This is a genomic window from Anoxybacillus tepidamans PS2, from assembly GCF_000620165.1.
Classification (GTDB): domain Bacteria; phylum Bacillota; class Bacilli; order Bacillales; family Anoxybacillaceae; genus Anoxybacteroides; species Anoxybacteroides tepidamans_A.
Genome location: NZ_JHVN01000024.1, coordinates 26,660 through 39,463, shown reverse-complemented (window position 1 = coordinate 39,463; position 12,804 = coordinate 26,660). Strand labels below are relative to the sequence as shown.

The window sequence follows — 12,804 nt, the reverse complement described above, 5'->3', positions numbered from 1 at the left end:
ATTACATCATGCCGCCCATTCATTAGATAATAATTTCGCACAATATCAAGTGATTTTTCCTTGTTTTTTCTTAGTTTATATGTTGGTCTTTTCCTCCAAAAATTCACCGAACAATATGGAACTATATTTTAATGGGCATCATTGTGGCATCAAAAATATTGCCATCGCAATCCAGAATCTGAAAAACAGAAGGCAGAAGATTACTCCGCCTTTTTATCATGACATGAGTCAGGAAAAATAAACGATGATGAGAATAATAACAAAACATACAAGCGCAACTACATCACTTGGCTTCATTTTCTCTTCAACGCGATACGTCCCGTAAGTCCCCTCCACTTTGACTAATTTAATCTCCCGAGGTGGTTCATCTTCATCAATATCACTCAAATCTAATAACAATTCCCCCTGTTTCCCGAAGGCGTATTGGTCCGCGTTGTTCGGCAGGAATCTCCCCCTCTCGTCGCGAAGGCGATTTGACACGTCGATTTGTGGACGGTACATTCTGTTGTAGTAATCGTGATCCTGCAGCATGTTCAGAAGTAGTCGCAGTTTCTCTTCCTCGTGTGGAGTCAACATTGACGTCATCACCTCCCTTCCCCGTTTCCGGGCATTGTTCCAGCCATAATTGGTGGTCCGACACTTCCCAAAGAGGAGAGGGGAGAGGGACGTCTTTTTTCTGATACTGCTTCAAAATCGCTTGAAATTCTTTTGCGTGCGCCGCGGTAAAAAGAGCAGCTCGAATGATTTGATTGCGATCCAATGTCGTCGCGCGAAACACTGCATCCACATAATCGCGAAAAATAGGAGCGTACCGGACAGTAGGGCGATACACATTCATTGGGTTGACGTCACCGGCGCTGCTCCATTTGCAATGGCCTCAAGCATCTTTCTCCCCTCTGACGTCAAATAGACGTCTTTTATTTGCAATAGTTGTTGAGCCAATTCTTTTGTCATTCATCATTTCCCCTTTCAGTGTTTTGACGTCTGGGCGACGTCTTTGGTACATGTTATGAGCAGTAAAACGGGGATATACCTAAAAATTAAATTTTAATTTAATTTTTGTTAAATTAATGTATTAGAGGACTTGAAGGAATGTTGAAGAAATACAGTCATATTAACTTTCGGGAGGGAGAAACTATTAAAGGCGTTTTTCGCAACAGAATCAAATACTGGATAAAAGACAAAGGACTGATTCAAAAACGTGTGGCTGAGAAAATGGGTGTATCGGAGCAAACTTTCCATAAATGGTGTAAAAATGTTACGCAACCAAACCTGGAGGAAGCTTATGTGCTTTCGTGTATAATCGGCGTATCTTTAGAAGATCTTTGCGAAGTCGTTTATGAGGAAACAAAAAAAGAGCCTACTCAAAGCGAGTAGGCTTCTGCTTCTTATTTCAAATTATCAATAGCGTATTGTGCTTCTTCCTTGGTGAATTTTTCACCATGTTCCGAGATTAACTGTTCATAGATTGCCGAATTAGACATGTTCATTTCTTTTGCATAAGTCTGTGCTTTTTTCAACGCATTCTCTTTCCAATTCCACTTAAGATTGTCGATAGCGTATTGCGCCGCTTCTTTCGGGAATGCTTCGCCGTACTCCGAAACTAACTGATCGTATATTGCTGCCTTTGACATATACATAGTTTCAGCGTATGACTCCGCTTTTTGTAGTGCTGCTTTATATTCTCTTGGAATAGTATCTTCTTCTTTAACTGGCGTTTCTTTTTTCTCTTCAGACTTAGGAGTTGCTGTTGTAGTTGTTGCTGTTTCTGCCGTTTCTTTTTTCTCATTTTTCTTTGATTGATCGCTGCTTTCTCCGCCGCCTCCTGCTACACCTGCAACAACGATTATGGCTAGAACCCAAAACCACCATCGTTTGTAAAAAGGTTTCTTTTTCTTCTCACTCATACTTTGGCCCCCTTTATATATTTTCACGATTCCAAAAGTACCATATTCACAACGCGAATATTGTCGAAATATGTAATGGAAATAAAAAATCCCCCGCCAAACGGAGGGGACTCAAAGTGTTGAAAGACGAAATTTTAAACTAATCTTTGTTTGTAAAGGAGATGATGTAGTAGATCTTTATTAGTTAACAACTGCTCTCCATTTCAAACCCGAGTAATAAGACTTGTAAAAATCTGATGAATAGGAAACAGAATAGGTTGCTGTCCAAACTGTGTTTGCTCCCGTAGTTCCTGTGTGTGTAACTGTACCATTATTATAGAATCTGCCGTTTACAACATAGTAAAAACCAGTACTTTCTAGATCAACTTGAACGTCACCATCAAATTTTTTTGAATCTGCGACTATACCTTGGTACATAGGTTTTACATTTGTTTGTACCCAACCAAAAGAGCCATCTCTGCAAGCGGAAAGAATTACTGATAATTTAGGTTTATAAGTGCTTGAAACACTTAATGTAGTAAGAGTCTCTACCCAACCACAAGTAGCAGAAGTAGTGGCTGAAGTAATGGAAGCATTAGTAGCAGCCTTGGTTGAATTTGGCTGAGGATTCTCCTTTTTGATTTCATCTACAGATTTCCCAGAAAGCTCTGCAGCTCTTTTGACCGCTTGTTCATAAGTAAGATCCACTGTGTAATCGTTACCAGATTTTCTTATTTTGTCTAATTCTGCATCACTCTTTGTTGCTGCTAAAGCGTTGTTACTAAGCAACAGGGCAATAAAAAAAGCTGGTAAGACAGAAAGCAACAATTTTTTCATCGAAATACCCCCAAAAAAGTTTATTTTTGTCGAAATATATAATTCTATCCTATTATTAAAATTCCTTCTTTTTTTAAAAAAAATTTTTTATATAAATAAATTAAGTTTATTTTTAGTTAATTTAATTTATTTTTTACAATTTTTAGATTAAAATATTTGAAGAGTAGTTTCGAATACTAGGGGGATGACACACATGAGACTTGCAAAAACTAAAACCTTTATTATTTCGATAGTATTGTTACTTCAAACATTTTTATTAACGGCTTGTAGTACTTTTAATACTGCTTTTATGGATTTTAAAGAATACGAAGGTCGACCATTAAAAATTGGAGTAATTGGAAAACCGCCAGAGGTAAGGGAAAAAAACGTAGAGTTTGTTTCCATAAAATTTTCTGATTTGGAAAACGAAAAATTTAATTCCTACGATGCTGTTTTTATTATGAAAGAGCATCTATCCGAAGCCGCCGCAAGCAAATATGCTAAGGTTTATCGAAATTCTAAAATCCCTTTTTTCTTTATTCAATCAGAAAAGTCTTATTTACCTTTTGTGGATGAATCATTAACATATGAAGGAGCTTTAAAAACAGGATCTAAAAGTTATGCAACAGGATACCTTAATACCAAGAGCGGACCTAAATACTGGGAATATCGTTTGTATAATGATATAAAAAACAAAAAAACGATTCAGGAAGTTTTCTCGAGGATTTTTATGACAATAGAGGAAAACACCAAGAAGTAATAATGATTTAAAATTCCTATCCACACCAAACAAAAAAAATCCCCTGCCTAGAGGCAGGGGAAACAATCACACAATAATCGTCGGATATCCTTTCTTTTTCAACTCTTCCGCAAGCCGTTCTGCATTTTTTCTGTCGCTGAACGCCCCGACTTGCACACGATAGAGTTTTTCTTGTGCAGGTGTTGTACTCGTTTTTGTTTGTGTCAGCGTTGTAGCTTTTTTCTTCAAGCCGAATGCTTTGGCAATTCCTTCAACGTGGCCATGTGCGACTTGCAGAAGGAATTGTTCTGATTTGAGTTTTGCAGCATCGCCAGCACTATCAATGAAAAGATTCTCTGTTAGGATGGCTGGCATATTCGTTTCTCGCAACACAGCATAGTTCGCACGTTTCTTGCCTCGGTCGTTAACATTACCAATCGACTTCATGATTTCTTGATGGATTACATTTTGATAAGCAATCGCTGCGGAACTGACTTTTCCGTTATAGATGTATGATTCAAATCCCGTCCCTCCGCCAGCATTGATATGCACACTCAAGAAAAAGTCGGCTTTCGCTCGGTTCGCGATCGTCGCGCGTTCAGAAAGCTCAATGAAACGATCATCCGTCCGTGTGTAGATGACTTCCACCCCTTCATAGTCTTTGAGCATGTCACCGATTTTTTTGACGATATTCAGAGTGAGATTTTTTTCAAGTAGACCATTCCCTACAGCCCCACTATCTGTTCCACCATGTCCTGCATCAAGTACGATTTTCACCATTATTTATCAACTCCTTTACTTTTATCACTTAAAATATCAACAGCTTTTTGCAATGCTGATGGGATAGGAACCCCGATTCTCCCAACGTTTTCAAGGATGGATAATGCTTCGTTGGCCAAAAAGAAAAAGATTGTTGCATCTCTCAAAATATGGCCATCATAACCAAGAGCAACATCCATCATATGAGCCACGGCAACCACAAAAAAAACCGCCACTTTTTTGGCGATCCCTTTCATTCCTGTACTGCTGTTCAATTTCCCTTCTATGCCTGCTGCAATGAATCCTGATACATAATCCAGTATGACAAATGCTAATAAAATACTTAACAATGTATGCCATCCCCCAAACGTAAATGAGATAACTGCTCCGATTATAGCTGAGATGTACTTGATGGTTAAATCTACTCTTTCCATTATGTTATTTCACCTCCTGCGGCGTCGCTAAAATTTGATCGGCTTCTTGCTGCGTAATAAATCCTTTTTGTGCATAGCTCCTTACTTGTTGCTCCGTTACCTTTCCGAATACCCACATGTTTAAAACGAATTGATACATATCCTTCATCTCCTTCTCCTTCCTTACATCCAATCCATTAAGCCTATGACAGCCCCTTCAACATTTTCAACTCTCAGTTTTAACTCATCACTAGATGGTGATGGTTCAGGCTGATTGGCTTTTAACTGATTAAATTCCTCTTCTGACATGCCTTCTACCCACTGGGTTCCATCCCATCTTGGCTTATAAAATCCTTCTGGTACAGGAGTTTTGATTAAATCTGGAGATAAAGTATCCTTTTCATCAACAAGAACCGGTTCAATGAAAAAACCGGCTTCATCGACCCTTGAAACTTGTTTTATCATCACGAACACCTCGTTATGTGTTGAAGCATATTCCTTCTAAACTCACATAGCCATTGGATGCTGTTCCATAAGACATCACAATAACGTTTCCGGCTGTGTCAATATCCACGCGCCCCAGACCTCCAGACGTAATCACAGGAAACGCCCGTCTTGAGGAAGGTCGGTATCCGGCAGGCAATACAAACGCTGTCGTTCCCATTGTTCCACCTTTGATGAGTCCTTTTAATCGTATAAAACCAAGAGCGTCTTTGTAATAGCCAGCAATTTCAAAACCTGAACCGTTGTTTACCCATCCATTTAGAAGTGTAGGTGCAATCCAACCTCTACCCGAAGTTGAAACTACATTATCAACAACATCCAAACCTCCATATGCAGTCACAGAACTATTTGTCACAATTCTCCCTATCGTTACAAGATCACCATAGCCTAAATCTAATAGGAAGGTATCTAAACGAATTACATCGAAAGCACCTTCGTTGCCGTTAAGATCTTCACATACATGAAGTGTAGTTCCAGCAACGGGATCAGTGAACCCTTTGAATATCGCATAATGGGGTATTGATCCAACGACATCCATTCTCATCTTTATCATATGAGACTGATTCGATTGCGAATCGATTAATAATGTTTGTGTTTTAAGGGAACCGGAGAATGTTCCTGTGGCAGAATCTAATGTAACAGCTCTTAATATCCCTGCTGTAACCGTTCCTAAATTTGCTGAAATGGATGAAAGGGATTCAGCGATAATTTCCGTGCCGACGATTCCCTCACCTGTAATAGCATTTCTAAACGTTTGCCCGCCATCCGATGAAACCCCAATACCACCACTTGATATTTTTACAACATTGTTAGGATTATTGGGGTCAACCGCAATTAAAGCGCCACCTTCCCAATAGAATTGAGAACTTGCTTGGATTTTATTTGTAGCCGTATTGATAGCACCAATTAATTTGTTAGCTGGCAAATTTACTTGCCCATTCTCAACAGCCTCTTTCGCGTTTTGTTCCGCTTGATTTGCTTTTTCGGTTGCGTCCTCTGCTGCAGCTTGAATTGCTTCTTGTTTGGCCGCCTCTGCTTTTTGCTGTGCACCGCTAGGTGTTTCTGCCCCGATTTCCTCCGCCGCCGTTGGACTTGCTTTTTTCCATTCGCTCGATGTAAAGTCGTATGTCATCGGAACTTCTGGGGTTTTGGTAGTGTCAATCCATATGGCGTGAGTATCCCCCGGCGGTGTGTCACTGCGAATCAACCGAGTACTAGAAGACCATGCATTTTCGTTTCTGAACAGCTTCGATTGGATTTTTGCAATGGCTGGGTCCTTCACAACTTCTATTTGCCGATAGTTTCCTAGCACGAATGTATCACGATCTTTTGCGGTGTAAGATCGCTCTGTTTCCAGTACCCGTGCTTCAAGATAGAGTGGAGGATTGAATTTCTCGTCCTTGATTCAGACCGTCATTCCTTTTCGAATTTTCTCATGTTCAAGTCCAGTGATTCGCTCTAATGCCACTGCGTCGACTTCATATTTTACGACGCTATCAATATAGTTTTTGAGAGCTTCCTGCGCTTTCTGCTTGAGAAGTTCCGGGGTGACCCTCTCATCGCCTTCCGACTGATATTGAAAAATTCCGTATAGATGACGCCCATCTGGTGACCATCGCTCGAGTGCTTCGCGGTCTTCTACATACTTCAGCCCTGCATTCACGCTCTCGATCGTCACGTATTTACCGTTCTCGTCTGCCGGACCAATCGCATAGAGTGCGGTATAGATATCGCTGCTATTTTCAGTACGCCGAATACCGATGGCATCTTTTCCAAATGTGATTTCCTTCCCGTCGAAAATATCTTCCGTCACCAATGCATCCACGTACCGACCGACGATTTGGTTTCCGTCAATTTCTACACGGAAACGAAGTTGAACATCGAATTCAGATGCGATTGCGTTGAGAAAAGCCAACGCCGTTGTATATTCAGTGATCTTGATCGTTCTCGAACCAGCAAATTCTGTGATGCCGCGTTGCCATCTGGTCCCTTCCAACACAAAATCCAGGGCCGTGTTAATCGTGGCTCCCGTCAACGTTGTTGGTTCGATGATTTTTGCTGTCCGCAATTCCATATGTTCGCCTTCTGCATAGATGCGTTTCACACGCTGTCCACCTGTGCTGTCTTGTTCGGCTTCCTCAATCGTGAATGGGATGAAATAGCCATCAAGATCCTGAATGATGATTTTGTTTTTGTTCACCAGATATTCAGCCGCTAGGTTGGTTCCATCATCCACTGTCGTGAACTCATACGTATTGTAGTTATTTTCCTCTTTTTCGCTGTGTCGATCATCCCAAAAGAGCGCTGGATAACCGACTTTATTTTCAAGTGTTGCAACAATTTTTTCCGTCTTTCTATCCAGAACGTGTATCATCTCCATCGCTCCCTAAACGTCATTTGTACGGTTGCGACTCCTGCAGGATTAATCGCTATTTCTGTTTGCCCTCGCTCGAGCGCAAAAAAATTAGCGCCGAAATCTTTTGCGCTTAAAAATGGTTCCCCGTTTTTGAAAATAGCATTGGTAGCATGGTCGATCTCGATGACGTCACCAGCTTGCGCGATATACGGAACCTCCAGCGTTGTATTTTGATTCACTTTCCACACTTTCACTTTGTCGATGAATTGTATTGTTGTTGGGTAGTTTGCACGTGCTCCTAGATGCACTACAATTTGCGCCAGTGGATCATCCCATTTTCCATCCACATCTCGGAAGGTTTCAGTCAAACGTGCATAATGCTTTCCTGTATTGATGTCATATTTTCCAATGTAGGCTGTCCAAAGGTTGTCTATTCGGGACAATCGCAATATACCATAGAAGTCATTCCAAACTTTGTGATTCCCAGCGTAGTTGATAATGGTTGTACCTTGCGCGCTGTCGCCTATCCTAGCTTCTCCATAGTTCAGATGTGTATCTTTCATCCAGTCTTTCATGGCCATTTTTCCAAGTGTCCGGTTGTTCACATCTAGTAAATAGAACTCTGCCCTTCCCACTTGGTTTGGTGCTGTCGATCGTTGTGTGACCCATACCTCCACAATGAAATCTTGAATCGGTGACGACAACGACTTTTTCAATGCGGGTCCGTGCCAGCCGCTTCCGGTACCGTAGTTGGTCACATGAAATTTCAATCCATCCGATGTCATCGTTCCTGTCGCTGTGCCATCGATCTCCGTTGCGCTTCCCCATCCTGTTGTTGATTGGCATTCATCGTCGACCATGACTTCCTCGCGTGGCACCTCCATTTCTTCAACACTGACTGGTTTCCCGATTCGCATGTAATCGGATGGGGTAATGATGTCAAAAAACGTTGTTGGTTGATTGAAAGTGGCCACAAATTTCGGATACGTCGGCGCACTTCCGTTGTTTTGTGCAACAACCGTTTGTTCATTCCCATCGTATTGAATGTTGAGTGTTTGTTCTTGTCCATATACATACGGATCAGGACAAAGGAAACGAATCGTTCCCTGTCCGAATTGAATAATTTCTTCAAAATCGAATGTATCATCCACAACGGCGTAGTAAATCCTTGTTGGGTCATCATCGAAAATCAATTCTTTCGGTTCGTCCGTAACTAGCCATGCAGCTAAGTCTTCTTTTACTCGCTGTAGATGTGTAAGGTTATCTCCTTTAATGAAAATCGGTACCTCTAATATCCGAACATCGATTTCTGTATTTTGGAGATACCCACCAGGAAACCCTGGCATCTTCAACACGTTCCGTTGAACTGGTGCCCAAGGCGGTCTTTTCCTCCCCCGAAGCACGACAACAGAATCCATCCGTTCGCCGTTAAAAGTGAAACTTGACATAACCTACCTCCCTTCAAAACGGGATGCCCTCAGCTGTTCTTTTTGTTGCATTTCATTGATATATCGATAGCTACCTCTTGCTACTTCCCGGCCATCCAAAAACACTGGAACTTCTACTTGAAGAACACCCGTTTGCTGAGACTGTTGGTATTTATCCATTTCTCTTGCAATTAAATCTGCAATTCTCCGCGCATGTCTACCTTCAAACGGAACAATCGCTTCTTCTACATCTCCGAATCCTGCGTTTCCAAAAATCACAGGCTTAGTGAAAACCCCTCCGACAGCGTGCCAATTCACAGAAAAAGTCGGGATTTTTACGGAAAGGTCGCCAACGCCAAGTTTTTTCCAATTTACATCGATATCTGGAAGCTTCGGTTTTGGAATCTTCAATGTTAATTTTGTAAAAGCATTTTTAATCGTATTAATGATGCCTAGAACCTTGTCCTTTGCCGATTGAATCGGACTAGTGATAGCAGATTTAATGCTGTTCCATACGCTCACTGTTGTTGATTTAAGCCCGTTCCATATATTTGAAATCGTGTTCTTTACTCCACTAAATATACTGCTGGCCGTATTTTTTATCGCATTCCAAACGACAGTTATAGCTGTTTTAATTGCATTCCAGGCTGTCATAAAGATTGTTTTATAGGCATTTAGAACCGTCGTAAAATACGACTTAATTCCATCCCAGACAGAGGTAGCAACTGTTTTTATCGTGTTCCATACCGCTGTAAGTGTTGCTTTCATTCCGTTCCACACAGCAACTGCCGCTGTCTTAATTGCATCCCACGTTTTTAGTAGAAATGTCTTAATCTGATCCCAGTTTTTATAGACTAGTATACCTATTGCAATCAGCCCTGCGATTGCCGCAACTACAATCGCTGCCGTTGCTGCGATAGTTCCAACACTGACTCCAAAAGCTGCCGCAAGTCCTGAAAGCGTAGCAAATATTGGTGCTAAAGCCATCGCCACACCAACAAGTATTCCAATTACAGAAGCTATTGCCGCAATAGTTGCCGCTAACGTTGGATTATTTGATACCCATTCCGCTATTTTTGAAACTACATCAGCTATGATGTCTAGAAGAGGTTCAGATGCAGTTTTTAAGTCTGCAAAAGCTTGTTGCAATTGAACGGCTGGGGAAGCATCCATTTGAGAAACAAGGTCATTTAATTGCTTTTGGTTCTTTCCGAAATCAATCGTCGTAGTTTTCGCATTTAGAAGCGTGTCGATGATGTTTTGTCCCTGATCTTCATACATCGTTCCGAAAATCTGCACGCCGAGCGCATTTTTTGTAGTTTCATCTTTCACACCATTGAGGGCTTTAGCAACTTCAACCATCGCTTTTTGCCCTTTTTCCCCGCCTGCGGCAACTGCTTCTCCCCATTCTTGCAACTGTTTGGCGGAAATACCTGTTCCTTTCAACAATCCGGCGGTCGTTTTATCTATGCCTTGTCCAAACTCTGCTAGACGTATTCTTCCTTCTTTCAGACCATCAAGCAAATTGTCGATATTCCATGTTTCTGTTTCAACACCAGCTGCAAAAATCGCTTGAATTTCCTGTGCATCGTAGCCAGCCCGTTGCAACTGTTGACCGTACTCGGCGATGATGTCAAGTTGTTCTGGTGGGAAACCGACCTTCAACAAAGAGTTGATGAGCGCCAACGCATCCTCGTTTGAAATCTTTAATTCCGACGCCACTTCGTGAGTTTCTTGAATAAGTTCTGTAAAATCAACGCCATCATAAGATGAAACGATCGCCGCCGCACCTTTCGCAATAGATGTATTTAATTCGTCGCTCGCTCCTTTGTTGAGAGCCCATTGACGTCGAACTCCCTCAAGTGCTGCTTCTGCATCAACTCCATATGCTTGTATTGTCCTCACGGCTTCTTCTACTGATTTCTTTGACTCTTCTGGAACCTCAAATGTTACGTCTATTTTCGTTTTTAGGGTAGAAACATCAAGTGCCTTCTCGACTGCTCCTGCAATCCCTCCGCCAGCAACAAGTGCACCTGCGATGTTCTCGAGTTCAACCCCAAGTTCACTGAATGATTTTTCAGCTTCATCCGCCTCGTTCGCCAAGTTCTTCAATTCTTTCCGGACATTTTTCAGTGAATTTCCATCATCAACAGAAGTAAGAGCCTTTTTCATTTTGTCGAGATCAACGTTTGTTCCAAGCGCAGCTTGGCCAATTTTCTCAATCGCGTCGTCCAACTGTTTCGATGAAGCCGTCCCACTCTTGATTGCGCTAACTAATCTACCATCAAGCACATTTGCAAAATCATCTATGTTTTTGCCTGTCGCTTGAAACAAGGTTTGAAGTTGCTTAGTAGATGTCGCAATTCGCTCTTGCTCCTGTTTTGTTTCCTCAAGTCGACTTTGCAAGTTTCGAAGTTGCCCTTCCGTCTTTTCGAGCTCGCGTTGAAATGCCCGGTATTGCCCTTCGCTGATTTCTCCTCGTGCAAACTGCTCATTGACTTGCTGCTGTACCGATTTCAAGCGATTGAGTTTTTCGCTTGTGTTTTCAATTTGCTGGGCAAGAAGTTGTTGCTTTTGGGCAAGTAACGTCGTGTTGGACGGATCAAATTTCAAAAGACGATCGACCTGTCTCAGTTCAGACTGGATACTTTTACTTTTCGATTCAACGTCAGACAGAGCCTTTCCGAGCTTCGTTGTATCCGCTCCAATGACGACGTTTATGCCGCGTACCGTTTCTGCCATGCTTTCACCTCACTTTCACGCAAAGAATGCATCAATATCCGCTTGCGTAGCCATTCGTCTTACTGGCTTTTCCTTTTCTAACAGAAGATCTGTATACACCTCTGTAAAAGAAAAAAGATCTTTCACCCGAAATTCATTGATCTCTTCGAATGAAAGACCTGCTCGTTTTCCTATCACTAAAAGCTTCATCGTCGGATCATCTTCTATTTTTGTGTTTGTGATTTCCACTTCCCTTTGGTCCAGGTCGTTGGCTTCTGGGAAATAAGCCATCTTTGATTTCAAACAATACAGCTTGCCATGTACCTTGATCTGAAAAATCAACTTGTTCTAACTGGGTCAACCAAGTCTCGAAATCGGGGAACCCCTTCCCTGGGCCATTATAGGTTTTTGCTAAAGCCCAAGTAAATTGAAGCAAAAGCAATTCATCGAATTTTGAATGATCTTTTTGGAGACTTTCCATGCTATATAAATCACCTAATAAACTTCGACCAAAAGCCTGTTTATAGTAGAACGATGTCAACACTGTTCCTTTGATTCCAATCGTTTGATTACCAACTTGGATCGTTCTCATAATTAGTTACCTCCTGTTCCGAAGTTTGGAACATAAACAGAGTTAAAGAAGGCGTTGTATGCTGTTGCATTCGTGTCGCTCAACTCCATTACGCCGCGAACAAGGTTTCTGCCGCTCGCCTCAATTGGCAAAATACGAATGTTCAGCTTCTCTGTTGCTGGTTCTACCGATTCAGCACGTGTGCTGTGTTCCTTGCTTGGACGACTCGCTTTGCAGCGATAGTAGACAAAACGACGATTTTTCTTGTCTCCAAGGACTTGCCCCATCAACGCAAATTCTTTTGGCATACCATCCGTTGTTTCGACAAGCATGCCGTTGTTGTCAATTTCCCAACCGAGCATTTCAGCCAACACCGCGTCTGGAATATTTGCGATTTCGAGTTCGGCGTTGTAGCCATTGTTTGATGTATAAGTGAAGTACGGTCCGTTATCCGCGTAGAATGTGCTTTCTTCCCCTTGCGGTTCCGGACTGAATTTTACAGCGCCAGGCAAAGCAATTGGCGGTTTCCAAGCTGGCTGTGTCTGGGCAGTTTCATCAATAAAAGCAATGTGTACCTTTTCCAAACCAAACGTGACTTTGTTTTGTGACATG

At 41.8% G+C, this 12,804-nt stretch carries 18 protein-coding genes; 3 read left to right on the top strand and 15 right to left on the bottom strand.

Annotated elements, in window-relative coordinates; all coding sequences use genetic code 11:
• Positions 1–241 (top strand): hypothetical protein (locus N667_RS20255; RefSeq protein WP_027410383.1); only part of this gene is annotated, 241 nt, incomplete at its 5' end.
• Here the strand turns inward: N667_RS20255 and N667_RS20250 are convergent.
• Entirely contained in the window at positions 229–387 is a 159-nt protein-coding gene (locus N667_RS20250; RefSeq protein WP_232223985.1) for a hypothetical protein, read from the bottom strand. The two genes, N667_RS20255 and N667_RS20250, sit on opposite strands and share 13 nt — an antisense overlap.
• Complete coding sequence (locus N667_RS20245) at positions 380–838, bottom strand: hypothetical protein (RefSeq protein WP_051530069.1); 459 nt, start codon at positions 836–838, stop codon at positions 380–382. The genes N667_RS20250 and N667_RS20245 overlap by 8 nt, the downstream gene beginning before the upstream one ends.
• 254 nt (positions 839–1,092) lie before the next feature.
• Here N667_RS20245 and N667_RS0115390 point away from each other — a divergent pair, with 254 nt between their 5' ends.
• On the top strand, positions 1,093–1,377 hold the full coding sequence (locus tag N667_RS0115390) for a helix-turn-helix transcriptional regulator (protein WP_051530068.1): 285 nt from the start codon (positions 1,093–1,095) through the stop codon (positions 1,375–1,377).
• Between the two features lie 11 nt (positions 1,378–1,388).
• Here N667_RS0115390 and N667_RS0115385 read toward each other — a convergent pair whose 3' ends face one another.
• Both N667_RS0115385 and N667_RS0115380 read right to left on the bottom strand, forming a co-directional pair.
• On the bottom strand, positions 1,389–1,907 hold the full coding sequence (locus tag N667_RS0115385; protein WP_027410380.1) for an Ltp family lipoprotein: 519 nt from the start codon (positions 1,905–1,907) through the stop codon (positions 1,389–1,391).
• 180 nt (positions 1,908–2,087) lie between these two features.
• Positions 2,088–2,723 (bottom strand): hypothetical protein, encoded by a 636-nt coding sequence (locus N667_RS0115380; RefSeq protein ID WP_027410379.1) that lies wholly within the window; start codon positions 2,721–2,723, stop codon positions 2,088–2,090.
• A gap of 193 nt (positions 2,724–2,916) precedes the next feature.
• Between N667_RS0115380 and N667_RS0115375 the strand changes: the two genes are divergently transcribed.
• Positions 2,917–3,462, top strand: coding sequence for a hypothetical protein (locus tag N667_RS0115375; RefSeq protein WP_051530067.1), 546 nt, complete (start codon positions 2,917–2,919; stop codon positions 3,460–3,462).
• A 66-nt stretch (positions 3,463–3,528) separates the two neighbouring features.
• On the opposite strand, the gene N667_RS0115370 is transcribed toward N667_RS0115375, so the two are convergent.
• From N667_RS0115370 to N667_RS0115320, 11 genes are all read right to left on the bottom strand, one after another.
• On the bottom strand, positions 3,529–4,221 hold the full coding sequence (locus tag N667_RS0115370; RefSeq protein ID WP_027410377.1) for an N-acetylmuramoyl-L-alanine amidase: 693 nt from the start codon (positions 4,219–4,221) through the stop codon (positions 3,529–3,531).
• The gene (locus N667_RS0115365; protein ID WP_027410376.1) at positions 4,221–4,634 is read right to left on the bottom strand and encodes a holin family protein; all 414 of its coding nucleotides are present in this window, start codon (positions 4,632–4,634) and stop codon (positions 4,221–4,223) included. The genes N667_RS0115370 and N667_RS0115365 overlap by 1 nt, the downstream gene beginning before the upstream one ends.
• 4 nt (positions 4,635–4,638) lie before the next feature.
• Complete coding sequence (locus N667_RS20360; RefSeq protein ID WP_269528361.1) at positions 4,639–4,773, bottom strand: hypothetical protein; 135 nt, start codon at positions 4,771–4,773, stop codon at positions 4,639–4,641.
• 23 nt (positions 4,774–4,796) lie between these two features.
• A complete protein-coding gene (locus N667_RS0115355; protein WP_027410375.1) occupies positions 4,797–5,078 on the bottom strand; it encodes a hypothetical protein in 282 nt (93 codons plus the stop codon).
• Positions 5,079–5,091: 13 nt separating this feature from the next.
• Positions 5,092–6,249 carry a hypothetical protein gene (locus tag N667_RS0115350; protein ID WP_156936144.1) on the bottom strand — a complete coding sequence of 386 codons (1,158 nt, stop codon included), beginning with the start codon at positions 6,247–6,249 and terminating at the stop codon, positions 5,092–5,094.
• 273 nt (positions 6,250–6,522) lie between these two features.
• Positions 6,523–7,491 (bottom strand): phage tail spike protein, encoded by a 969-nt coding sequence (locus N667_RS0115345; RefSeq protein WP_027410373.1) that lies wholly within the window; start codon positions 7,489–7,491, stop codon positions 6,523–6,525.
• The gene (locus N667_RS0115340) at positions 7,488–8,921 is read right to left on the bottom strand and encodes a distal tail protein Dit (RefSeq protein ID WP_027410372.1); all 1,434 of its coding nucleotides are present in this window, start codon (positions 8,919–8,921) and stop codon (positions 7,488–7,490) included. Before N667_RS0115340 ends, N667_RS0115345 begins: the two co-directional genes overlap by 4 nt.
• A gap of 3 nt (positions 8,922–8,924) precedes the next feature.
• Positions 8,925–11,642: a hypothetical protein gene (locus tag N667_RS0115335; RefSeq protein ID WP_027410371.1), complete on the bottom strand. Its 2,718-nt coding sequence runs from the start codon at positions 11,640–11,642 to the stop codon at positions 8,925–8,927.
• A 15-nt stretch (positions 11,643–11,657) separates the two neighbouring features.
• On the bottom strand, positions 11,658–11,831 hold the full coding sequence (locus N667_RS20075) for a hypothetical protein (protein WP_198020561.1): 174 nt from the start codon (positions 11,829–11,831) through the stop codon (positions 11,658–11,660).
• Between the two features lie 7 nt (positions 11,832–11,838).
• Entirely contained in the window at positions 11,839–12,213 is a 375-nt protein-coding gene (locus tag N667_RS18835; protein ID WP_051530066.1) for a hypothetical protein, read from the bottom strand.
• 2 nt (positions 12,214–12,215) lie between these two features.
• Positions 12,216–12,803 carry a major tail protein gene (locus N667_RS0115320; RefSeq protein WP_027410369.1) on the bottom strand — a complete coding sequence of 196 codons (588 nt, stop codon included), beginning with the start codon at positions 12,801–12,803 and terminating at the stop codon, positions 12,216–12,218.
• Between the last annotated feature and the right edge of the window lies 1 nt (position 12,804).